Genomic DNA, 21,013 nt, shown 5'->3' with positions numbered 1-21,013 from the left:
AGGGGCGGTCAATGCGTCGCGCGGCGTCGCGCACTGCGCCAGAAATCGAAAAAATTGAACCAGTTGTACGGTGCCTGTCCGGCGTAGTGCGCAAGGCGTGCGGCGTAGCGTTCGACTGCGTCATCGATCAGCCGTGCCCGGTTCTCGCGCGTTGCCGCGGAGAAATCGGCGAGTTCCTCGAAGTGCACGTCGTAGCGGTTGCCGCCGCGATACAACCCCACCATCAGGATCACCGGCCGCTTGAGCATGGCCGCGATGCGCCACGGGCCGACCGGAAACTCCGCGGGCTCACCGAAGAAATCGACGGGCTGCGACGGGTCGTCGCCCAGGCTGCGGTCCGCGAGCACGCCCACGAGCGAGCCGTCATCAAGGCGCTCCTTCAGTTGCAGCATCGAATCGAGATGCCCCATCGGAATGATGTCCGCGCGTGCGGCCGGATTGATCGCGGCCAACGTGTCGTTGATCTTGCGCGCATTCTCCTCGTACATGACCATCGCCACCCGCATCCCGGGTTGCTGACGCGCGATCGCGCGCATGACCTCGAAGCTGCCCAGGTGCGCCCCCATCAGGAACACGCCCTGGCCACCATCCACCGCTGCCCGCACGAGTTCGCCCCCGTGTACGCGGATGTCGAACAGGTCGAAACGGTCATTCACCAGATAAATGCGGTCGTGAATCGTGCTCGCGAAGCTGAAGATGTGCCGGAACCGCTCCATGGCGGCAGGGCGTCGGCCCAGCGCATGTCGGAGCCATTCTCTCGAGGCCTTCCGGGCGGCCGGCGCGAAGAGCAGGAAGTAGGCCGAAATCAGCAACAGCACTGCGCGTCCCACGCGGCGGCCGAGTCGCAGCGAGATCCATGTCATCAGCCGCAGCGTCGCGTAGTTGCTGCGTTCCGGACGGCTCGCCCATTCGGCGGTTCCCCGCCGGGGCGTTGCGCTCGACGCGTCGCTCACGCCGGATCGACTCGCAGGACGCCGGTCGCGACGCAGTCGTCCCCGGCAAGGATGTCGAAGCGCCAGTTCGTTCCGGATTCGGTAAGGCGGATGCGCAGTTCGGTATCCGGGCCGACCGGGCGCAGGAATTTGGCGGATGCGATACCGCAGGGCGGTACCTGGCGCCCGAGGGCATCCGCGAGCGCGCGGGTCGCCAGGCCGAGTAGTACCACGCCCGGCACGATCGGCCGGCCAGGGAAGTGGCCCGCGAAAGACGGATGATCGGCGGGAATCCGCACGCTCGATTCGTGAATCATTCGCTGCCGCCCAGCGTGCGGCGCAGTTCCTCCAGTGCCGCGCGCGGAAGCTTGCCCGTCGCGTTGCGCGGCAGCGCGTCCGCGAAGATCAGCGGGCGCGGCAGGAACAGGGGATCGACTCGCTCGCGCAGGGCTTGCAGCAGCGTCGCGCGGTCGAGGCCCGGCGCCACGACGACCGCGGTCAGGCGCGTCACCCCGTCGGTCTGTTCGTCTTCGGGCATGAAGTAACTGCCATCGACGACACCCGGGATCGCATTCAGCTGATGGTTCAGGTAACCGAGTGAGCTGCGCTTGCCAGCGATATTCACGAGGTCGGCCGAGCGCCCGTGCAGCAGGAAGCGATCGTCCGCGGTGGGCTCGATGATGTCGCTCAGCATCGTTGGCGTCTCGACATGGCCTCCGTGGGCCCACACCTTCCCGTCTTCAACAGTGAGCGCGAGACCGCGCATCAGCTGCCATTCGGCCGTTTCGGCCGTGCGCCGGGTGGCCGTCTGGCCGGTTTCGGTGCAGCCGTAGATCTCGATCAGCGGGCACTGCAATTGCGCCTCCAGCGCTACCGCGAGGTTGCCCGACAGCGGAGCGGTGGCGGATACGACGAGGTCCGCAGGCGGCACCTCGGTCCCTGCGCTCAGCAGCGTACGCAGGTGGAACGGCGTGGAGACCAGGACGCGCGGACGGGGAACTGCGGCCAGCGCGTCCGCGATGTCCGCCGGATAGAACGGCCGCCCCGACCAGATCGCGCCGCCGGACAACAGCGCCAGCAGCACGGTCGATTCGAAACCGTACATGTGCTGCGGCGGGACGGTGCCTATCAGTGTGAACGGCTTGTCGACCAGCCCCAGCCTGTCGGCCTCTGCCGCGATGTTGCGCACGAGCGGCCCCCAGGTCTTCGGGTGCGGCATCGGCGTGCCGGTCGAGCCGGACGTGAACACATAGGCCACGACCTGATCCACGTCGATCATCGGCACCGCGCCACCTTCCGGCGAAGCGGCCACCGGGGACTCGATGAAGTGGTGTTGCGGCAAGTCGATGTCGCAGGCCGGGCTGTCGGTCAGGCAGAACGTGTCGGGCGCGAACATCTGAAGTTGCCGGACGGTCTCGGGGGTATGCGTCGAGGGCAGCAGGCTGATCTTGCGGCCCACCAGCGTCGCGGCCAGCCCGACGGTGAAGCGGTAGCGATCCGCGCACACGTTCAGGACGTGTCCGCCCGCGGGCAGCGAGGATGCGAGGCGCTCAACGTCACCCAGGAAGCGTTCGACCGTCACGGGGCCGTCGTGCCGCCAGGCGACCACGGCATCCGGTTTGGTATGGGCGAGGAGCGGCAGTGTAGCGGAAGCGGGGTGCGTCATTGCTCGTTAACAGGTTTTGCGGTGGGCGACGCGCGCCGGTACGCGCGGACGGCGTCCAGGATGCTGCTGCGATCTTCGGGGAGCAGCCTGAGGCGCACGAGGTACTCGGCAAGGAACATCAGTCCGACCAGCGGCATGGTCAGGAGATTGGCGAAGGCGGACCACGTCTCGATGGAGCCGAACGCGAACAGCAGGCAGGAAATCGCCGCAGTCGCGCCGAAGAAGATCGTCCATGCGACCGTCACCTGCCGTGTATAGCGAGCGAGCGCGGGGCTGACGGTGGCGTGCATCGTGCGTGCGATGCGCGTGCACATCGGTTCGCGCCCGGCCGCGAGCGTGCGTCCGAAACCGATCCCCAGCAGGACGTTTGTGCCGACGTGCTGGACCAAATAGAGCCAGCCGACGTTGCGCGCAAGCGTCGGCCACGCCAGCGTCAGCACCAGCGTGGCGGCAGCAAGCAAGCCGAGCAACACGGTGCGTCGCGACGATTGCCAGGCGAAAGCCGCGGCAATCGCCGCGAAGGGTGCGATCGCAAGGAGCGCCCCCCAGGACGACTCATCGACGAGCGCACTCGTGTAATGCGCAGCGACCGCCCAGGCGACTACGGCGACGCCGATCGCAAGTCCGCGCCCGACGCGGACGAGTGAGGGCGTCATTTCGTGCGGTTGGCCGCGACGTACTCGGTGAGGCTGCGCAGGGAGCGGAAGATCTTGACGTTGTCCTCGTTGTCGGCGCGCAGCTGGAAGCCGTAACGCTTCGAGACGACGAGCGCGACCTCGAGGATGTCGATCGAATCGAGGCCCAGTCCTTCGCCGAACAGGGAATCGTCGGCCGGGATGGATTCGGGAGCCATGTCCAGGTTCAGGGCTTCGACGACGAGGCCTGCTACTTCGAGGCGCAGTGCATCGAGATCGGCGGAAGAGGGGGTGGCAGCTTGGGTCATGAATCGGCGGAAATGCGTTGAATTCGCGGCGACGCGCTTTTCGCAGGGCGATGCGCGCGCTGGTCGCGAGACTGCCGAAGTGTCGCCCGGGAGAGGTCGACCGCGGTAGCGCCTCGCGATTGCAATTTGTTTGTGAAAACCCTGCAGTTTATAGGATTGACTCGTTCCGCGCAGCCGCTGGGGGGCGCATCCTGCGCGGCTGAAGCACTGATCCGTTATCATGAAGCGATGGCGCTGCGGCCGCGGATGCGGTTGCATCCGGTAACAGTACAGAAAACGGAGGGGGCACGGCACAGGTGACCGTTCCCTCGACAGGATGGATCCTCACGGTGAGCAAGGCATTTACCAAGGAAGGCGACGGCCAGGACGATGACGACGACGTCCCTGCGGCGGTCCGCCTGCCCCCGGGCACAAAGAACTACATGACGCGGCGCGGCTACGACGCATTGCGCGTCGAGCTCGACCAGTTGGTGCGCATCGAGCGGCCCAAGCTTGTCGAAACGGTCGCATGGGCCGCATCGAACGGCGACCGCTCCGAGAACGGTGACTACATCTACGGCAAAAAGCGCCTGCGCGAGATCGACCGCCGCATCCGCTTCCTGATCAAGCGCATCGAGTCGGCCGAGGTGGTCGACCCGGAGCGCCAGCAGGGCATGGAGCAGGTTTTCTTCGGCGCAACCGTGACCGTGCTCGACGTCGAGGACGGCGACGGCGAGGGCGAGCAGACCTGGCAGATCGTCGGCGTAGACGAGGCTAACGCCAGCGCCGGCCGCATCAGCTGGATTTCGCCTCTTGCCCGCGCGCTGATGAAGGCGCGCGAGGGCGACGTCGTACGCTTCCAGAGCCCGGCGGGGCTGCGCGAGATCGAGGTCGTCGAAATCCGCTACGAGTGATCGATTCCGGCAGCGCTTGAAATTCCCGGAATGCGCCCCATATGCAGGCGCATTCCTGTGACAACGGAGTTTCAAACGATGACGACCGCCGCTGGCGCCCAGACCCTCAATTTCCAGGCCGAGGTGAAGCAGCTCCTTCACCTGATGATCCACTCGCTGTACTCCAACCGCGAGATCTTCCTGCGCGAGCTGGTTTCGAACGCGTCGGATGCCTGCGACAAGCTGCGCTTCGAGGCCCTCGACAAGCCCGAGCTGTTCGAAGGCGACGGCGAACTTTCGATCCGCATCTCCTTCGACAAGGATGCGAAGACCGTCACCGTCGCCGACAACGGCATCGGCATGAGCCGTGACGAGGCGATCGCGCACCTCGGCACCATTGCCAAGTCCGGCACCAAGGAGTTCTTCTCCCAACTCACCGGCGACCAGAAGAAAGACGCCCACCTCATCGGACAGTTCGGCGTGGGCTTCTACTCGGCCTTCATCGTTGCCGACAAGGTCACCGTCGTCACGCGCCGCGCAGGCCTCCCTGCCTCGCAGGGCGTTAAATGGGAATGCTCGATGGTGGGCGATGCCGCCGGCGAATACACGGTCGAGGCGATCGACAAGGCCGTTCGCGGCACCGAGATCACGCTGCACCTGCGCGACGACCAGGACGACCTGCTTTCCGGCTGGAAGCTGCGCAGCCTGATCCGCAAGTACTCTGATCACATCGTCCAGCCCATCCTGATGAAGAAGGAGGAGTGGGACAAGGACAAGAACGAGCAGGTCACGACCGACGAGGACGAGACCGTCAACCAGGCCAACGCGCTGTGGACGCGCTCCAAGGGCGACATCAGCGACGACGAGTACAAGGCCTTCTACAAGCACGTCGGCCACGACTACGACGAGCCGCTCGCGTGGAGCCACGCCCGAGTGGAAGGCCGCCACGAATACACCCAGCTGCTGTACGTCCCGGCGCACGCTCCCTTCGACATGTGGGACCGCAACGCTCGCCACGGCATCAAGCTGTACGTGAAGCGTGTCTTCATCATGGACGACGCCGAGAAGCTGATGCCGACCTACCTGCGCTTCGTGCGCGGGGTCGTCGATTCGGCCGACCTGCCGCTCAACGTCTCGCGCGAGATCCTGCAGGAAAGCAAGGACATCGACACCATCCGTGCCGGCTGCACGAAGAAGGTGCTGGGCCTGCTCGAAGACCTCGCCACCAGCGACGAGGCTTCCGATAAGGAAAAGTACGCGACCTTCTGGAAGGAATTCGGCAAGGTGCTGAAGGAAGGCGTCGGTGAGGACTTCGCGAACAAGGAGAAGATCGCCGGCCTGCTGCGCTTCGCCTCGACGAAGGACGACACCCCCGACGAGACCGTCTCGCTCGCCGACTACATCGCCCGGATGAAGGAAGGCCAGGACAAGATCTACTTCGTCACGGCCGAATCGTTCAATGCCGCGAAGAACAGCCCCCACCTCGAGATCTTCCGCAAGAAGGGCATCGAAGTGCTGCTGCTGTCCGATCGCGTCGACGAGTGGGTGATCGGCAACCTCACCGAGTTCGACGGCAAGCAGCTCGTCTCCGTCGCCAAGGGCGGCCTGGATCTCGGCAAGCTCGAGGACGAGGCCGAGAAGAAGGAAGCCGAGAAGGCCGCCGACGAGTACAAGGAGCTGCTCGAGAAGATGAAGGCGAGCCTTGCCGAGCGTGTCAAGGACGTGCGCGTCACGCACCGCCTGACCGATTCGCCCGCCTGCCTCGTCGCCGACGAGCACGACATGGGGATGAACCTCGCGCGCATCCTGAAGGCTGCCGGCCAGCAGGCGCCGGTATCCAAGCCCATCCTCGAGATCAACCCGCAGCACCCCGCGGTGATGCGCCTGAAGTACGAGGAGAAGCAGTTCGACGACTGGGCAGCGGTGCTCTTCGACCAGGCGCTGCTCGCCGAAGGCGGCACGCTCGACGATCCGGCGACTTTCGTCAAGCGCATCAACCAGCTGATGATGGCGATGAGCGGCAACTGATCCGCACGCGCCGCCACTCAGGCATCGCCGGAGCCGCCCGCCCTGCGGGCGGTTTTCGTTTACGACGCGTCCGCCTTTTCGCGCGCGGCGGCGTCCCGCCCGACCTCCGCTTGCGCGCGCTCCAAGGCAGGAACCGCCAGCGCGTCGTAGAGGGCGCGAGGCGACACCGATCTGGAGAAGCCGTATGCGATGACGGATGCGGCCATCAGCGGAATCAGCATCTCGTGATTTGCGGTCATCTCCATCACGATCACGAAGGACGTGATCGGTGTGAGCGTCATGCCCGAAAGGAAGGCGACCATGCCCAGGACCATCAGCGCCGGCCCTTCCTCACCGGGATTCAGCGCCGCCAGCGTCGAGCCGAGTCCTGCCCCGACTGCAAGTGCAGGGGCGAAGACTCCACCGGGAATGCGGCTGACGAAGGCGAGCCAGATGACCAGCATCTTCGCTGCGAAGAAGTAAACCGACAGCGGTGCGGTTCCTTCCAAAGCCGCCTTGGACTCGGCATAGCCGGTCGCGTAAGTGGCACCTCCCGTCACGAGTCCGATGAGCGCGGTCGCGAGCCCGCAGCCGGCTGCGAAGGCGATCGGGCGTTCCGCGGCGAAATTGCCCACGCGACCGGGCAGGCCGCGTGCGGAAGCAACCAGCAGTCGGCTGAAGGTGCCACCCAGGATGCCGCCTGCCGCGCCGCAGATCAGCACCGGCCAGATACCCGCGGGCCAGCTGAGCGCCGCCGGCGTACGGCCGAAATACGTGTAGTTTCCAAGGATGCCGAGCGACATCAGGCCCGCGAAGATCACCGCCGTCAGCGTCGTGCTATTTGCGCGGAAGGCATGATGGCGGCACATCTCCTCGATCGCGAACATTATTCCGCCCAGGGGCGTATTGAATGCAGCCGCGATACCCGCTCCGCTACCGGCAACGATTAGGTTGCGGCTCGATGCAATACGACCGAAGCGTCTCCCGGCCAGTGAATGCATCACCGAGGCGCCGATCTGCACCGACGGCCCTTCTCGACCGATGGATGCCCCCGAGAGCAGTCCGCCGAGAGTCAGAATCAGTTTGGCGCCTGCGATCTTCAGCGACAGCAAGCGTCCGCGCACCTCGGCATCGGGGCTGAGCGAAGCGGCAATCGTTTGCGGGATCCCGCTTCCCTGGGTGGCGGGAAAGAAACGCCGGGCGACCCATGCCATGCCGGCAAATCCGGCGGGAGCAAGGGCGAGCGACAGCCAGGGCGAGCTTGCAATGATCCTTGCGTGCAATTCGATCGCGTGCTCGGCGCCGATTGCGAAAACGATGGCGAAGAGTCCGGCGAGGAGTGCTGCGCCGACGAGGAGGGCGCGCCGGCGCCAGTGGCCGAGCGAGATCAGGGGGCTCGCGTAGCGGCGGCTCGATCGCGCGATGTGGCGGAAGGTGCGAGCCGAACGTTTTGCATCGGTTGGAGGGAGGTTGGACGACACGATGGCCCGTTGGAGTTGAAGTCCGCAACTGCTGGATTTGTTGGGGTTCGCCGGCGCTTCCGCTACGATATCCCGAAAGATCGTAGGGAAACCCGAAGGGGTTTCACAATATTTACACAAATATTTTTACCGGGATCTCCCGGATGTTGCAAAAAGGGGTCTCGTATCGTGAGCAAGTCCGCCGACCGCAGTCAGCCGAGCCAGGTGAGCCCGCTGTCCGTCCTGCAGCGTTTCCGGGTGTTGATTCGCACGGCTCAGCGTCATTCCCAGTGGGTCGAGAAGCAGAGCGGCGTTACCGGCGCCCAGCTATGGGCAATGCAGGAATTGCTCGAGGAGCCCGGCCTGCGTGTGGGCGAACTTGCCAAACGGATGGCCCTGCATCAGTCGACCGCCTCCAACATGATCGACAAGCTCGAGACCAACGGCCTGGTCGCGAAGGCGCGCAACAGTGCCGACCAACGCGTCGTGCGGCTGTCGCTGACGCCCGCGGGGCGCGAATTGCTGGCGCGGGCGCCGTCGCCTGCCCGCGGAGTCCTCCCGGAGGCGCTGCGGCTGCTCGATGCGTCCTCCCAGGCACGGCTCCAGGAAGAACTGGACGGACTGTTGCAGCAGATCAAGGGCCTCGACGAGGGCTTCGGCATGCAGCCCTTGCCCTTCACAGAGTAAGTCGCGTCTTACGCCGCGAACTCGTTTAAGTCGTCAGGTCTTCTTCGACAGCTGCCGCATCGCGCGCTCGAGACCTTCGAGCGTCATCGGGTACATGCGCTGGGCCATGATGTTGTTGATGATCTCGATCGACTGCCGATAAGGCCACAGCCGTTCCGGTTCGGGATTGAGCCACGCGGCTGCCGGCCAGGCGTCGAGCAGGCGTCTTATCCAGTCGGCGCCCGGTTCGCGGTTCATGTGCTCGATCGAACCATGTTGATGCAGGATCTCGTACGGGCTCATCGTCGCGTCGCCGACGAAGATCAGCTTGTAGTCCGGGCCATACTTGTGGATCAGGTCATGAACCGGGATCCGCTCCGCGTGGCGGCGATGGCTGTCGCGCCACACCGACTCATACACGCAGTTGTGGAAGTAGAAGTGCTCGAGGTGCTTGAATTCCGCCCGGCAGGCGGAGAACAACTCCTCGCACGCCTTCACGTGGTCGTCCATCGACCCGCCGACATCCAGGAACAGCAGCACCTTTACCGCGTTGTGGCGTTCCGGCCGCATCATCAGGTCCAGCCAGCCGGCATTGCGAGCGGTCGCGGCGATCGTGCCGTCGAGATCCAGCTCGTCCGCGGCGCCCTCGCGCGCGAAGCGCCGCAGCCGTCGCAGCGCGACCTTGATGTTGCGCGTGCCGAGCTCCAGTGAATCGTCCAGGTTGCGGTACTCGCGCTTCTCCCACACCTTGATCGCGGTACGGTTACCCGCGGACTCGCCGCCGACGCGGATGCCCTCGGGGTGATAGCCGCCGTTGCCGAATGGCGACTTGCCGCCGGTGCCGATCCATTTCGAACCGCCCTGATGGCGTCCCTTCTGCTCCTCGAGGCGCTTGCGGAACTCCTCCATCAGCTTGTCCCAGCCGAGCTTCTCGAGCTGTGCCTTTTCCTCGTGCGACAGGTGCTTCTTCATCATCGCCCGCAGCCACTCTTCCGGCAGCTCCTTCTCGAGGCCGGGGATCTCCGTCACGCCCTTGAAGTACGCGGCGAATGCCTGGTCGAAACGGTCGTAGCGCGACTCATCCTTGACCAGGCAGGTACGAGCGTAGAAGTAGAAATCGTCGATCGCATGGCCGCACACGCCATCGCGCAGACCTTCCAGAAGCGTCAGGAACTCCCGCGTGGACACGGGCAGCTTGCTCGCCTTCAGATGCAGGAAAAAATCTATGAGCATGGTCCTCGTCCTTCGTCGGGCCTTTCAGCCCTTGATCTCGAATCGACGCCTGACCGTCAGCGATTGTTGCGCGCCATGAATACGAGCCGCTCGAACAGATGGAGATCCTGTTCGTTCTTCAGCAGCGCGCCGGCAAGCGGCGGCACGACCGCCCGCTGGTCCTGTGCGCGCAGCGCCTCGGGCGGGATGTCCTCGGCCACCAGCAGCTTGAGCCAGTCGATCAGCTCCGAGGTCGAAGGTTTCTTCTTCAGGCCCGGTACATCGCGCAGCCCGAAGAACACCTCGAGCGCCTCGCGCAGGAGATCCTTCTTCAGGTCCGGGAAATGCACGTCCACGATCCGCTGCATCGTGTCCCGGTCGGGGAAGCGGATGTAATGGAAGAAGCAGCGGCGCAGGAAGGCGTCCGGCAGTTCCTTCTCGTTGTTCGACGTAATGAATACGATGGGCCGGTTGCGCGCCTGGATGGTCTTGCGCGTCTCGTATACATGGAATTCCATGCGGTCGAGCTCGCGCAGCAGGTCGTTGGGAAATTCGATGTCCGCCTTGTCGATCTCGTCGATCAGCACCACGCACGGAGTTTCGGATTCGAACGCCTGCCACAGCACGCCCTTGACGATGTAGTTGGCGATGTCCTTGACCCGGTCGTCGCCCAGTTGCGAGTCGCGCAGGCGCGAAACCGCATCGTATTCGTACAGACCCTGCTGGGCCTTGGTGGTCGACTTGATGTGCCACTGCAGCAGCGGCAGACCCAGCGCCTCGGCGACCTGTTCGGCCAGCATGGTCTTGCCCGTGCCGGGTTCGCCCTTGATCAGGAGCGGTCGCTGCAGCTTGATTGCCGCGTTCACTGCGAGCATCAGGTCGGGGGTGGCGACGTAATCGCGTGATCCTTCGAAACGCATGGGGGGTCCTCTCGTTGGCGAACCCCGATTATATGGGCTCCACCAACCAAGGACACTAAGTGTTCAATGCCGCGGACGGTAACGGCCACTCGAGATGGAAGCTTGCCCCCCGGCCGGGCGCGCTTTCGGCCCGGCACCGCCCCTGCATGCGCGCGACAGCCTTGCGCACGATCGCCAACCCGATCCCCGTGCCGGGATATTCGTCGTCCCGGTGCAGCCGATGAAAGATGTCGAAGATGCGCTCGTGGTGGCTCATGTCGAAGCCGATGCCGTTGTCGCGCACGGAGACATGGAAGCCGTCGTCGTTCCGCTCGCATGCGATGACGACGCGGGGCCTGGCCACCCTTGCCGAAAACTTCAGCGCATTGCCAAGCAGGTTCCGCAAGGCCTGGATCAGTCCGCTGCGGTCCGCCAGGAGCGAGGCGCAGGACGGCGCAAGCTCCACCGTGGCACCGTTGGCGCGAATCTCCTCGTCGAAGTCCGCGATCAGCTGTGTGACGAGCTCGCGCACGTCGATCTCCTCGAAGGCCGTCGGTCCGCGTTCGATGCGCGAATATTCGAGCAGATCGTCTATCAGGAGACCCATGCGCTCGGTCCCCTCAAGAATCTTCTCAAGACAGGAATGCCCGTCGTCGGAGAGCCGGCCGGCTTCGCTGGAAGCGAGCAGGCTGCCATAGCCGTTGATCGCACGCAGCGGCGACTTGAGATCGTGCGCGACGGCGTATGTGAAACATTCCAGCTCGCGGTTTGCCCCGCGCAGCGCCGCATTGGTGCGCGCCAGTTCGTCGCGCGACCGTTCAAGGTCGCGGTACAGCCCGAGCGTGCGCATCGCCGAGCGCAGCTTCGCCTCGAGGATCTCGAATTCCACCGGCTTCACCAGGTAATCATCGCCGCCGGCGTGAAGACCCTCGACCAGATTTGCACACCCGCCGAGTACGGTCATGTAGATCACCGGCACCCAGCGGCCGCCGCACATCGACTTGATCCGCCGGGTCGTCTCGAACCCGTCGATGCCCGGCAGCATGACGTCCATGAGCACAAGATCGGCGGGCGCTGCCGCGAACAGATCGAGCGCCACTTCCCCCGATTCCGCGACCCTGACCTTCTGTCCGAGGCCCTGCAGCAGCATCGCCATGCGTTCGCCCTGGAGGGGATCGTCCTCCACGAGCAGGATGGAAAGTTCGGGTAGCGCTTCCATGTCCGGCAGTGCTCCTCGGGAAAGCCCACGCGGAACGTCAGCGGGGCGGGCAGGGCGCAACGGCGCTGGTGGCCGGGGCTACATCAGCGGAGTTTACACCGCCTCAACCCGCGCGGCGCAGCACGCAGCTGACATAAGCCTCGCCGTCTGGCTGCCGGTTGTTCCGCTGCGCATCGAACATCGTCTCCCCGAGACACTCCAGCACGTCGTGCAGGGCGGCGTGCCGATCGCCCCGGCGAGCCTGGCAGGACTCGAACGCGGCGCGCAAGCCGGGGGGCTGGTCGATTGACAGCTGCTCCTCGATCGCCAGATGCAGCGACAGATGCAGGAAGGGATTGAGCTGCCCGCCCTCGGGAGGAAACTCCCTGGTGACCGCTTCCGGGTCCTCAAGCAGCGCGTGATATTCCGGGTGGAGCAGGATAAGGTCGTTGGCCATGTGCTCGATCGGGGTCAGGACCTCCTTCGCGCGATATTTACGCCAGCTATCGATGAAGAAGGTACGGACCTGATCGCGGGATGGATTGAACATTTGCTCTCGATTGTTGGAGGGTTAGGCGGTCTTATCGCGGAAATCGCACAAGTCGCGCACGAGGCACTCGCCGCATCTGGGCTTGCGCGCGGTGCAGACGTAGCGGCCGTGCAGGATGAGCCAGTGATGAGCGTCCCGCAGGAATTCCTTGGGCACGCGTCGCATCAGCGCGTGCTCCACGGCGAGGACATCCTTGCCGGGCGCCAGCCCGGTACGGTTCGCAAGGCGGAAGATGTGCGTATCAACGGCCATCACCGGCTCGCCGAACACCGTGTTCAACACCACATTAGCGGTCTTGCGTCCGACGCCGGGCAGCGCCTCCAGCGCGGTGCGATCGCGCGGCACTTCGCCGCCGTGGCGTTCGAGCAGCAGATGCGACAGTGCCACCACGTTCCTTGCCTTGTTGCGATACAGGCCGATCGTGCGAATATGCGCGGCGACACCTTCCTCACCCAGCGTGATGATCGCCTCCGGGGTCGGGGCGTCAGCGAACAAACCTCGTGTCGCGAGGTTCACGCTCTTGTCGGTCGCCTGGGCGGACAGGACTACGGCCACCAGCAGCTGAAAAGGGGATCCGTACTCGAGCTCGGTCGTGGGATGCGGATTTGCTTCCGCAAGACGGCGAAAGAACTCGCGGACGGACTCCCGCTTCATGCTCGCTGCCGGCCTCAGGCCGCCGACGCCGGCTGGTCGGCGGCCGGTGCGGCGGGCTCCTGTGTCGCGGCCTTCCTTTTCGCGGCGCGTGCACGGATCACGTTCGACAGCGCGATCAGGCACGCGAGCGCGAAGAAGGCGCCGGGCGGCAGGATGCCGATCAGGAAGCCGGGATAGTCGGGGCCGAACACCGAGATCGCCGATAGCCCGGGGAAGATCATCTCGATGCCCGCGAACAGCGTGCCATTGCCGGCGAGCTCCCGCAGACCGCCAAGCACCGCCAGAAGCCACACGAGGCCCAGTCCCATCATCACGCCGTCGACGGTCGACGAAACCGGATCGTTCTTCGCCGCGTAGGCTTCGACGCGCGCAAGCACGATGCAGTTCGTGACGATGAGCGGTATGAAGATGCCAAGCACGAGATAAAGATCGTGGAAATACGCATTGAAGGCCAGATCGACCACCGTGGTGAGCGCCGCGATGATCAGGATGAACACCGGGATCCGGATCTCGTAGGGGATGAAGTTCCGCAGCGATGCCACGGCGAGGTTCGACACCGCCATCACCACCACGGTGGCCAGCCCGAGGCTTGCCGCGTTCACCACGCTCGTGCTCACGGCGAGAATCGGGCACAGGCCGAGCAACTGCACCAGGCCCGTGTTCTGGCGCCACAGGCCGTTCCAGGCCGATTCGCGAAAGCTTTGCAGATTCATTCAGCATTCTCCGTCAGAGTCTTCCGCCAGCCGGTGCGGCGAACAGCGCGTCGCGGTTGCGGATCGCGTAGTCGGCGGCGCGCGCGGTCGCGTTTGTCACCGCACGCGCGCTGATCGTCGCTCCGCTGCGGTAGGCGAAGTTTCCGCCGTCGCGCTTGACCTTCCACTTCTCCAGGCCGACGTCCGCGAACGACACCCCCGCGAACTGCCCGATCCAGGGCTGCGACTTGTTGCGATCCTTGTTCGGATCGATGTAGTCCCCCAGCCCCGGGGTTTCCTTGTGCGCCGTGACCCGGACGCCGCTCACCCGCCCGTCGACACCGACCGCGACCACCAGCTGGATCCGGCCCGCGTAGCCGTCCGGCGCGACGACCTCGAGCACCATGGCGGCCGGTTCGCCGGCCCTGCGCGCGCGGTAGATGTGTCCGCCCTGATCGAGCCCCAGTTCCGGCGTCCGGCCGAGCGCGACGGAATCTTCCAGCAGCGCGTTGTCGTAGGCGGAGGGCGGCAACACCTCGCGGATCAGACGCATCTTGCCTTCGAGCGCAGAGGCCTCGATGGCCGGACGGGTGAGCTGGAATGTCGCCGACATGAGGGCAGTGAAGACCACGGTGAACAGCACCATGATGCCGGCCGTGCGCACCGAAGTGCGCGCTGCAGTGTAACGGGCGCTCATCGTGCCTTGTCTCCCCTGTGCCCGAAGACCTGCGGTTGCGTATTCATGTCGATCAGCGGAACGCAGATGTTCAGCAGCAGCACCGCGAAGGCGACGCCCTCGGGGAAGGCGCCGAAGCTGCGGATGATGTAGGCCACCAACGCAATGGAGGCGGCGAAGATCAGCTTGCCGCGAGGCGTGGTTGCGCCCGAGACCGGATCGGTGACGATGAAGAACGCGCCCAGCATTGCGCCGCCGCTCGCGAGGTGGAAGAGGGGGGACGCGTAGTGCGCGGGATCGACCAGCCAGAAGGCCGCCGAGATCGCAGCGAGGGCACCGAGGAAGGCCGCAGGCATGTGCCACGTGATGATCCCGCGTGCCAGCAGGTACATGCCGCCCAGGGCATAGGCGGGCGCCAGCCATTCCCAGCCGCGCCCGCTCACGAAGCCGAAATTTCCGCCCTGGGCCATGATGGACTCGACGGTCGCCCCCGCGGTCCGGAGGCCGGTCTTGATCGTGTCGAGCGCGGTGGCGCTGGCGATGGCATCGAGCTCGCGCGCCCCGCCCAGCACCAGCCCCAGCTGCGTGGCGAAGTCCAGCTGGCCGGCGGCCGGCCATTGCGACATCAGCGCAGGGAAGGCGACGATCATCGCGCAGTAGGCGACCATCGCAGGGTTGAACGGGTTCTGTCCGAGCCCTCCATAAAGGTGCTTGACCGCCACGATCGCGATGAGGACTCCCAACGCGGTCGCCCACCACGGCAGGATGGGCGGGAAGCACAGCGCCAGCAGCCACGCGGTGACCACCGCCGACAGGTCGGAGAGTGCCGGCGCCAGCGGTCTGCCCCGCAGCTTGAGCACCAATGCCTCGCCGGCCAGCGCGGCTATCGTCGCGATGGCGAGGTTGACGAGCACGACCGCAGCAATCTGCGAGGCGTAAACGACGATGGCGGGGATCAGCGCGATGAGGACCGCCAGCATCACCCCCTGGACGCTGGCCGGTTTGCGGATATACGGAGAATTGATCATGTCAGGGCGCCTTGTCGGCGTCTTGCTGGTTTAGCTTGTCGCGGCGGGCGTCGATATCGGCGATTTCCGCCTGGACGTCGGTGCTCAGGTCTTCGGTGTTCCTGGGCGTGACGGCGGCCTGCTGCTGCTTGGCGCGTGCCAGCGCAGCCGCGATCAGCGCCTTCTTCGGATCTTCGGCCTCGGCCGGTGCTGGCGCGGGCTCTCCCGTGTCGGCGAGCTTTGCACGCGTTTCGGCGGCCTTTGCGGCGAGCTTGGCCGCCTTCTCCTCCTTCTCGCGCTCCTGGCGGAAATTGCGGAATTCGAAGCGTTCCCGCGCCTGATCGGATGCCTGCCGTTCGCGTTCCCTTGCCCAGATTTCGCCCTTGGCGAAGCGGTAGTAGTCGACCAGCGGGATGCGCGACGGGCACACGAAGGCGCAGCAACCGCACTCGATGCAGTCGAACAGGTGGTATTCCTGCGCCTTGCCGAAGTTCTTCGCACGCGAGAACCAGTACAGCTCGAAGGGCTGCAGCTCGGCCGGGCAGGCACGCGCGCAGGCGCCGCAGCGGATGCACGGCAGCTCGGGCGGGGGAGGCGGGAAGAGTGCCGGCGAGGCCGAGATCACGCAGTTCGTGCCCTTGGTGACCGGCACGGAGAGGCTCTGCAGCTCGGTACCCATCATCGGGCCACCCATGATGTAGCGGTCCGTATCCGCTTTGGGGCCGGCCAGCTCCAGCAGCTCCGCAACCTGCGTGCCGAGCAGCACTTCGTAGTTTCCGGGGCGCGCCACGTTGCCGGTCAGCGTCACGACACGCGAAACGAGGGGCTCGCCGAAGCAGATTGCGCGGTGCACGGCGTGGGCCGTTCCGACGTTGAAGCACTGGACGCCGAAATCGGTGCCGAGCTTGCCCTGCGGAATCTCGACGCCGGTCAGCACTCGGATCAACTGCTTTTCACCTCCCGCCGGGTAGAGCGTGGGAACGGGGACCACCGCAATGCCGTCCCCGAGCGTGCTCGCCGCCACCTGCATTGCAGCGATCGCCTCCGGCTTGTTGTCCTCGATGCCCACCAGCACCTGCTTGGCCCCGATCAGCTCGCGCAGGATCATCGCTCCCGACAACACCTCGGGCGCACGCTCGCGCATCAGGCGATCGTCGCAGGTGATCCAGGGCTCGCATTCGGCCCCGTTGATCACCAGCGTCTCGATCCCGCGGCCGCCGCCGACCTTCACGTGGGTCGGGAAACCGGCGCCACCCATGCCGACGATGCCGCAGCCGCGCAGCCAGGCAAGCGCCTCCTCGCGCGACACTGTCGGCAAGTCGAGGGGCGTATGGTCGATCCAGCGGTCCTCTCCGTCCGGTTCGATCACCACGGAGAGGGTTTCTAGGCCCGACGCGTGCGCCATCGGGTACGGCGCGATCTCGACGACGGTCCCGGAGGTGGAGGCGTGCACGCTCGTTCCGAGGCCGCCTTCGCCCTCGCCGATGTGCTCGCCCTTGAGCACTTTCTGCCCGGGTTGGACCAGGCACCGTGCCGTCGAGCGGATGCTCTGACGCAGCGGGATGACCAGCCGCTTCGGCATCGGAGCCTTCTGGATCGGTGTCCCCGACGATTCGTTCTTGTGCGATTCGGGCTTGACCCCGCCCTTGAAGCCGAAAAGGCGGGTGATCATGCGACAGACCTCAGTTCATGCACCGGATATTTCCATTTCCAATTTTCAACGGTCTCCGCGACCGGAACCATCGAGATGCAGTCGACCGGGCAGGGCGCAACGCACAGTTCGCACCCGGTGCACAGCGGTGCCACCACGGTATGCATCTGCTTCGCCGCGCCGAGGATCGCATCCACCGGACAGGCTTGAATGCACAGGGTGCACCCGATGCATACCTGTTCGTCGATGCGCGCGACCGATTTCGGTTTCTCGGTGCCATGCTCCTCCGAGAGCGGCTTGAATTCGCGGCCCAGCAGGTCGGCGAGCTTGCGGATACCCTCTTCGCCGCCCGGCGGGCACTGGTTGATGTCGGCTTCCCCGTTCGAGATGGCTTGCGCGTACGGCTTGCAGCCGGGGTAGCCGCACTGGCCGCATTGCGTCTGGGGAAGGATCGCGTCGATCTTCTCCACCAGCGGATCGCCTTCGACCTTGAAACGGATCGAGGCATAGCCCAGTGCTGCGCCGAGCACGATGGCGATGCCTGTCATGATGAGGATGGCGGTCAACATGGAGTGTGTGCCAGGTTCGGGGCGTCGGGGAACAGTCCGCTGCCGGAGTGCTCCGCCTGCGCCGGATCAGTTTGGGGTAGGGGTTCGGAGGCTTGGGCTAGTGAAATCGGTCCAGCCCGGCAAAACCCATGAACGCCAGGCTCATGAAGCCTGCCGTGACCATTGCGATCGCCGTGCCGCGAAACGGCGTGGGGACGTCGGCGCCATCCAGGCGTTCGCGAATCCCGGCGAACAGGATCAAGGCCATCGTGAAGCCGATCGACGAGCCGAAGCCGAACAGAAGGGACTCCAGCAGATCATGCCGCAGACCGACGTTCAGCAAGGGGATGCCCAGCACCGCGCAGTTGGTCGTGATCAGCGGAAGATAGATGCCGAGAACCTGGTGAAGGACCGGGCTTGTCTTCTGGATGACCAGCTCGGTGAGCTGCACGATCGCCGCGATGACAACGATGAACGAAAGCGTGCGCATGAATGCGAGATCGAACGGCTCCAGCAGATAGTGATCGATCAGGTAACTCGTTCCGCACGCCAGGGTGAGCACGAACGTCGTCGCTGCGCCCATGCCCACCGCCGTCTCCAGCTTCTTGGACACGCCCATGAAGGGACACAGCCCGAGAATCCGGACAAAGACGACGTTGTTCACCAGAACAGCGCCGATGATGATGAAGATGTAGCTGGTCATGTTCGAGAACCGGTTGATATCCGCGGAATTATGTCCCGCCGTTATGTCCCGCTCAACCCTGAACGGGTTATAGGCATATGCCTTTTGGGGCCATCGGGTGGCACTGTCAGCGGTCCGCGCCGAAATCGGCCGTTGCGCGCACGCACTCCTGCACGAGCGAGGGGCCGCGATAGATCAGGCCGCTATAAACCTGCACCAGTTGCGCCCCGGCCTCGAGCTTGGCCCGAGCACCCCGTCCGTCCAGCACGCCCCCGGCGGCGATGATCGGAAGTTCGCCGCCGAGCGCCTGCGCAAGCTGGACGACGACCGCGGTCGAGGCCTCGAACACCGGCGCACCGGACAGGCCGCCCTGCTGCTCGCCGTAGCGCACGCCCTGCACCTTCTCGCGCGAGATCGTGGTGTTCGTCGCGATCACCCCGTCGATACGATGGCGCCGCAGGGCATCGGCGATGTTGGTCACCTGGGCAGGCTCGAGATCCGGTGCGATCTTCAGCGTCAGCGGCACATAGCGTCCGTGCTTGTCGGCCAGCCGTGCCTGCCGCTCCTTGAGCCGGCCGAGCAGGTCGTCCAGTTCGGATTCGCCCTGCAATTGGCGCAGGTTCTTGGTGTTCGGCGACGAAATATTGACCGTCACGTAGCTCGCCAGCGCATAGACCTTGTCGAGACAGGCGAGGTAGTCGTCTGCGGCGTTCTCGATCGGCGTGTCGAAGTTCTTGCCGATATTGATGCCCAGAATGCCCTTGAACTTCGCCGCGCCGACATTTGCGACCAGCGCGTCCACACCGTGGTTGTTGAAACCCATGCGGTTTATGATCCCGCGCACCTCCGGGAGGCGGAACAGCCGCGGGCGCGGATTGCCCGGCTGCGGACGCGGAGTGATGGTGCCGATCTCGAGGAAGCCGAAACCGAACCGCGCGAGCCCGTCAATGGCCTCGCCATTCTTGTCCAGCCCGGCCGCGAGGCCGATACGGTTGGGGAAGCTGAGTCCCATGACCTCGACCGCATCGGACGGCGCCGGCTTGCCAGCAGGAAGGATGCGTCCGGCAAGGTTCAGGGCAGCGAGGGAAAATTCGTGGGCGGTTTCCGCATCGAGCGAAAACAGGATGGGGCGGGCGATGTCGTATAGCATCCGCGAATTCTACCGTTTCGCGCCGCGCCTCGCCCCCCGGATTTCCGAAGAAAGCGCGTGCCAGCGGACGGCAGCTACGCCGCGTGCTATTCCGAATCAGAATCCGTCGATGGATCCAGGGGGCGCCATTCGCCCCGGATGCGTCCTTCCAGAGGGTGGAAGCGGATCTTGTAGGTCATTTTCCGGCTGTCCTTGATCCAGTACCCCAGATAGAGATAGGGCAAGTGCAATCGGCGGCACACTTCGATCTGCCATAGCACGCCATAGGTCCCGTAGCTCGCCTTTGGGTCGTCGGGATCGAAGAACGTGTAAACGCTGGAGAGACCGTCGCTCAGGCGGTCGATCACGCTGACCATGCGCAGGACACCCTGATCGCGGAACTCGACGACACGCGTATCCACCTGGCTCTGCAGCAGGAAATGCGCGTATTGCTCGCGATTGTCCTGGTCCATTCCACCGCCTGCGTGCCGCGAACCCTGATAGCGCTGATACAGCGCGTAGTGCTCTTCGGAAAAGGAGAGATCCCGCTCGCGCGCCTCGAGCGTGCAGTGCCGCGCCCAGCTACGCCGCTGGCTGCGGTCCGGAACGAAGGCATCGACGGGAATCCGCACCGGCACACAGGCGCGGCAATGATCGCAGTAGGGGCGATAGGTGAACATGCCGCTGCGCCGGAAGCCGTTACGGACGAGCTCGCTGTACACGGCAGTGTCGATGAGGTGTCCCGGGGTCGCGACCTGCGAACGTGCCACCCGTTCCGGAAGGTAAGAGCAAGCATAAGGGGCCGTCGCGTAAAACTGGATCAGTGCGTACGGATAGTCTTTCTGCATGTCTGCGAGTATGTGATCAGAACAATCCCCGGCCCGCGTCCGGCGGCCAACGCCCGGGCCCGTCCCCCTCCCGCGTCCAGACTTCCAGGCCGGCGCGGAACTCGGCGCGCGCGATCTCGAAGGCTCCGAGCGAGAGCAGATGGGTGGTGGTCATCTGGCAATCGATCACCGCAAAATTCCTCGACGCGAGGTAGCGGGCGAGGTGCGCAAGCGCGACCTTGGATGCATCCGAGCGGCGGCTGAACATCGATTCCCCGAAGAATGCCCTCCCGAGCCCGATGCCGTAAAGCCCCCCCACGAGCTCGCCATCGCACCACGCTTCGACACTGTGTGCATGGCCGAGTTCGTGCATGCGGCGATAGGCTGCCTGGATCTCCTCGGTGATCCACGTCCCCCCACCGGGCTCCCGCGGTGCCGCGCACGCAGCGACGACATCGGAAAACGCCGTATCGAAGCGGATCTCGAAGCGATGCTGGCGCAAGGTTCGGCCGAGCGAGCGGGAAATTTTCATCCTCGACGGAACGAGCACCAGTCGGGGGTCCGGACTCCACCAGAGTATCGGTTCCCCCGCGCTGTACCACGGGAAGATTCCCTGTCGGTACGCGGCGAGCAACCATTCCGGTGCAAGTTCGCCCCCCGCGGCGAGCAGGCCGGGTGGGTCAGCCAGCGCCGATTCGACCGGAGGAAACCGCGGACTGCCGGTGAGCCAGGGAATCATCGC

General features: G+C 65.1%; 23 protein-coding genes. 3 read left to right on the top strand and 20 right to left on the bottom strand.

Going from position 1 to position 21,013, the window contains the following annotated elements:
* Window positions 1-8 precede the first annotated feature (8 nt).
* From U5817_RS14035 to U5817_RS14015, 5 genes are read right to left on the bottom strand one after another with little or no spacing between them, the layout of a single operon-like run.
* Window positions 9-953, bottom strand: coding sequence for an acyl-CoA synthetase (locus U5817_RS14035; protein WP_407277741.1), 945 nt, complete (start codon window positions 951-953; stop codon window positions 9-11).
* On the bottom strand, window positions 950-1,249 hold the full coding sequence (locus U5817_RS14030; protein ID WP_407277740.1) for a 3-hydroxylacyl-ACP dehydratase: 300 nt from the start codon (window positions 1,247-1,249) through the stop codon (window positions 950-952). The genes U5817_RS14035 and U5817_RS14030 overlap by 4 nt, the downstream gene beginning before the upstream one ends.
* On the bottom strand, window positions 1,246-2,598 hold the full coding sequence (locus U5817_RS14025) for an AMP-binding protein (protein ID WP_407277739.1): 1,353 nt from the start codon (window positions 2,596-2,598) through the stop codon (window positions 1,246-1,248). The genes U5817_RS14030 and U5817_RS14025 overlap by 4 nt, the downstream gene beginning before the upstream one ends.
* Window positions 2,595-3,254, bottom strand: a complete 660-nt coding sequence (locus tag U5817_RS14020) for a hypothetical protein (protein WP_407277738.1) — start codon at window positions 3,252-3,254, stop codon at window positions 2,595-2,597. Before U5817_RS14020 ends, U5817_RS14025 begins: the two co-directional genes overlap by 4 nt.
* The gene (locus U5817_RS14015) at window positions 3,251-3,541 is read right to left on the bottom strand and encodes a phosphopantetheine-binding protein (RefSeq protein ID WP_169127636.1); all 291 of its coding nucleotides are present in this window, start codon (window positions 3,539-3,541) and stop codon (window positions 3,251-3,253) included. Before U5817_RS14015 ends, U5817_RS14020 begins: the two co-directional genes overlap by 4 nt.
* A gap of 329 nt (window positions 3,542-3,870) precedes the next feature.
* Here U5817_RS14015 and greB point away from each other — a divergent pair, with 329 nt between their 5' ends.
* Both greB and htpG read left to right on the top strand, forming a co-directional pair.
* Window positions 3,871-4,434, top strand: coding sequence for a transcription elongation factor GreB (gene greB, locus U5817_RS14010; protein WP_407277737.1), 564 nt, complete (start codon window positions 3,871-3,873; stop codon window positions 4,432-4,434).
* 78 nt (window positions 4,435-4,512) lie between these two features.
* A complete protein-coding gene (htpG, locus tag U5817_RS14005) occupies window positions 4,513-6,441 on the top strand; it encodes a molecular chaperone HtpG (protein ID WP_407277736.1) in 1,929 nt (642 codons plus the stop codon).
* 59 nt (window positions 6,442-6,500) lie between these two features.
* Here htpG and U5817_RS14000 read toward each other — a convergent pair whose 3' ends face one another.
* Window positions 6,501-7,901, bottom strand: coding sequence for a chloride channel protein (locus U5817_RS14000; RefSeq protein WP_407277735.1), 1,401 nt, complete (start codon window positions 7,899-7,901; stop codon window positions 6,501-6,503).
* A 168-nt stretch (window positions 7,902-8,069) separates the two neighbouring features.
* On the opposite strand from U5817_RS14000, the gene U5817_RS13995 reads away from it, so the two are divergent.
* A complete protein-coding gene (locus U5817_RS13995; RefSeq protein WP_339379998.1) occupies window positions 8,070-8,567 on the top strand; it encodes a MarR family winged helix-turn-helix transcriptional regulator in 498 nt (165 codons plus the stop codon).
* Window positions 8,568-8,600: 33 nt separating this feature from the next.
* Here U5817_RS13995 and U5817_RS13990 read toward each other — a convergent pair whose 3' ends face one another.
* The 14 genes from U5817_RS13990 to aat form a co-directional block, all read right to left on the bottom strand.
* Window positions 8,601-9,779: a vWA domain-containing protein gene (locus U5817_RS13990; RefSeq protein ID WP_407277734.1), complete on the bottom strand. Its 1,179-nt coding sequence runs from the start codon at window positions 9,777-9,779 to the stop codon at window positions 8,601-8,603.
* A 56-nt stretch (window positions 9,780-9,835) separates the two neighbouring features.
* Window positions 9,836-10,678 (bottom strand): MoxR family ATPase, encoded by an 843-nt coding sequence (locus U5817_RS13985; protein ID WP_169127628.1) that lies wholly within the window; start codon window positions 10,676-10,678, stop codon window positions 9,836-9,838.
* Window positions 10,679-10,733: 55 nt separating this feature from the next.
* Window positions 10,734-11,876: an ATP-binding protein gene (locus U5817_RS13980; protein WP_169127626.1), complete on the bottom strand. Its 1,143-nt coding sequence runs from the start codon at window positions 11,874-11,876 to the stop codon at window positions 10,734-10,736.
* Window positions 11,877-11,979: 103 nt separating this feature from the next.
* Window positions 11,980-12,405: a DUF1841 family protein gene (locus tag U5817_RS13975; RefSeq protein WP_169127624.1), complete on the bottom strand. Its 426-nt coding sequence runs from the start codon at window positions 12,403-12,405 to the stop codon at window positions 11,980-11,982.
* A 21-nt stretch (window positions 12,406-12,426) separates the two neighbouring features.
* Window positions 12,427-13,059 (bottom strand): endonuclease III, encoded by a 633-nt coding sequence (gene nth / locus U5817_RS13970; RefSeq protein ID WP_169127622.1) that lies wholly within the window; start codon window positions 13,057-13,059, stop codon window positions 12,427-12,429.
* A gap of 14 nt (window positions 13,060-13,073) precedes the next feature.
* Window positions 13,074-13,772 (bottom strand): electron transport complex subunit E, encoded by a 699-nt coding sequence (locus U5817_RS13965; protein ID WP_169127620.1) that lies wholly within the window; start codon window positions 13,770-13,772, stop codon window positions 13,074-13,076.
* Window positions 13,773-13,785: 13 nt separating this feature from the next.
* On the bottom strand, window positions 13,786-14,448 hold the full coding sequence (rsxG, locus tag U5817_RS13960) for an electron transport complex subunit RsxG (protein WP_407277733.1): 663 nt from the start codon (window positions 14,446-14,448) through the stop codon (window positions 13,786-13,788).
* On the bottom strand, window positions 14,445-15,455 hold the full coding sequence (locus U5817_RS13955) for an RnfABCDGE type electron transport complex subunit D (protein ID WP_407277732.1): 1,011 nt from the start codon (window positions 15,453-15,455) through the stop codon (window positions 14,445-14,447). The genes rsxG and U5817_RS13955 overlap by 4 nt, the downstream gene beginning before the upstream one ends.
* Before the next feature lies 1 nt (window position 15,456).
* On the bottom strand, window positions 15,457-17,106 hold the full coding sequence (gene rsxC, locus U5817_RS13950) for an electron transport complex subunit RsxC (protein WP_407277731.1): 1,650 nt from the start codon (window positions 17,104-17,106) through the stop codon (window positions 15,457-15,459).
* The gene (gene rsxB, locus U5817_RS13945; protein WP_169127612.1) at window positions 17,103-17,654 is read right to left on the bottom strand and encodes an electron transport complex subunit RsxB; all 552 of its coding nucleotides are present in this window, start codon (window positions 17,652-17,654) and stop codon (window positions 17,103-17,105) included. Before rsxB ends, rsxC begins: the two co-directional genes overlap by 4 nt.
* A gap of 97 nt (window positions 17,655-17,751) precedes the next feature.
* Complete coding sequence (gene rsxA, locus U5817_RS13940; RefSeq protein ID WP_169127610.1) at window positions 17,752-18,336, bottom strand: electron transport complex subunit RsxA; 585 nt, start codon at window positions 18,334-18,336, stop codon at window positions 17,752-17,754.
* 106 nt (window positions 18,337-18,442) lie between these two features.
* Window positions 18,443-19,465: a quinone-dependent dihydroorotate dehydrogenase gene (locus U5817_RS13935; RefSeq protein WP_407277730.1), complete on the bottom strand. Its 1,023-nt coding sequence runs from the start codon at window positions 19,463-19,465 to the stop codon at window positions 18,443-18,445.
* Window positions 19,466-19,551: 86 nt separating this feature from the next.
* A complete protein-coding gene (locus U5817_RS13930) occupies window positions 19,552-20,292 on the bottom strand; it encodes an arginyltransferase (protein ID WP_169127606.1) in 741 nt (246 codons plus the stop codon).
* A 16-nt stretch (window positions 20,293-20,308) separates the two neighbouring features.
* Window positions 20,309-21,010 (bottom strand): leucyl/phenylalanyl-tRNA--protein transferase, encoded by a 702-nt coding sequence (aat, locus tag U5817_RS13925; protein WP_407277729.1) that lies wholly within the window; start codon window positions 21,008-21,010, stop codon window positions 20,309-20,311.
* Window positions 21,011-21,013 lie beyond the last annotated feature (3 nt).

Origin of the sequence: Aromatoleum evansii, from assembly GCF_045689615.1 — a bacterium.
GTDB classification, from domain to species: domain Bacteria; phylum Pseudomonadota; class Gammaproteobacteria; order Burkholderiales; family Rhodocyclaceae; genus Aromatoleum; species Aromatoleum evansii.
Note: the sequence above shows the minus strand (reverse complement) of the source record. Positions and strands in the feature narration are given on the sequence as shown.

Excerpts from the sequence above, each read along its gene's own strand:
- U5817_RS13965 (WP_169127620.1), bottom strand. The coding sequence starts at position 13,772 with ATGAATCTGCAAAGCTTTCGCGAATCGGCCTGGAACGGCCTGTGGCGC.
- rsxB (WP_169127612.1), bottom strand. The coding sequence starts at position 17,654 with ATGTTGACCGCCATCCTCATCATGACAGGCATCGCCATCGTGCTCGGC.
- U5817_RS14015 (WP_169127636.1), bottom strand. The coding sequence starts at position 3,541 with ATGACCCAAGCTGCCACCCCCTCTTCCGCCGATCTCGATGCACTGCGC.
- aat (WP_407277729.1), bottom strand. The coding sequence starts at position 21,010 with ATGATTCCCTGGCTCACCGGCAGTCCGCGGTTTCCTCCGGTCGAATCG.
- U5817_RS13935 (WP_407277730.1), bottom strand. The coding sequence starts at position 19,465 with ATGCTATACGACATCGCCCGCCCCATCCTGTTTTCGCTCGATGCGGAA.
- U5817_RS13975 (WP_169127624.1), bottom strand. The coding sequence starts at position 12,405 with ATGTTCAATCCATCCCGCGATCAGGTCCGTACCTTCTTCATCGATAGC.
- U5817_RS14020 (WP_407277738.1), bottom strand. The coding sequence starts at position 3,254 with ATGACGCCCTCACTCGTCCGCGTCGGGCGCGGACTTGCGATCGGCGTC.
- U5817_RS13955 (WP_407277732.1), bottom strand. The coding sequence starts at position 15,455 with ATGATCAATTCTCCGTATATCCGCAAACCGGCCAGCGTCCAGGGGGTG.
- U5817_RS13980 (WP_169127626.1), bottom strand. The coding sequence starts at position 11,876 with ATGGAAGCGCTACCCGAACTTTCCATCCTGCTCGTGGAGGACGATCCC.
- htpG (WP_407277736.1), top strand. The coding sequence starts at position 4,513 with ATGACGACCGCCGCTGGCGCCCAGACCCTCAATTTCCAGGCCGAGGTG.
- U5817_RS13985 (WP_169127628.1), bottom strand. The coding sequence starts at position 10,678 with ATGCGTTTCGAAGGATCACGCGATTACGTCGCCACCCCCGACCTGATG.
- U5817_RS14030 (WP_407277740.1), bottom strand. The coding sequence starts at position 1,249 with ATGATTCACGAATCGAGCGTGCGGATTCCCGCCGATCATCCGTCTTTC.
- U5817_RS13990 (WP_407277734.1), bottom strand. The coding sequence starts at position 9,779 with ATGCTCATAGATTTTTTCCTGCATCTGAAGGCGAGCAAGCTGCCCGTG.
- rsxG (WP_407277733.1), bottom strand. The coding sequence starts at position 14,448 with ATGAGCGCCCGTTACACTGCAGCGCGCACTTCGGTGCGCACGGCCGGC.
- nth (WP_169127622.1), bottom strand. The coding sequence starts at position 13,059 with ATGAAGCGGGAGTCCGTCCGCGAGTTCTTTCGCCGTCTTGCGGAAGCA.
- U5817_RS13930 (WP_169127606.1), bottom strand. The coding sequence starts at position 20,292 with ATGCAGAAAGACTATCCGTACGCACTGATCCAGTTTTACGCGACGGCC.
- rsxC (WP_407277731.1), bottom strand. The coding sequence starts at position 17,106 with ATGATCACCCGCCTTTTCGGCTTCAAGGGCGGGGTCAAGCCCGAATCG.
- rsxA (WP_169127610.1), bottom strand. The coding sequence starts at position 18,336 with ATGACCAGCTACATCTTCATCATCATCGGCGCTGTTCTGGTGAACAAC.
- U5817_RS14025 (WP_407277739.1), bottom strand. The coding sequence starts at position 2,598 with ATGACGCACCCCGCTTCCGCTACACTGCCGCTCCTCGCCCATACCAAA.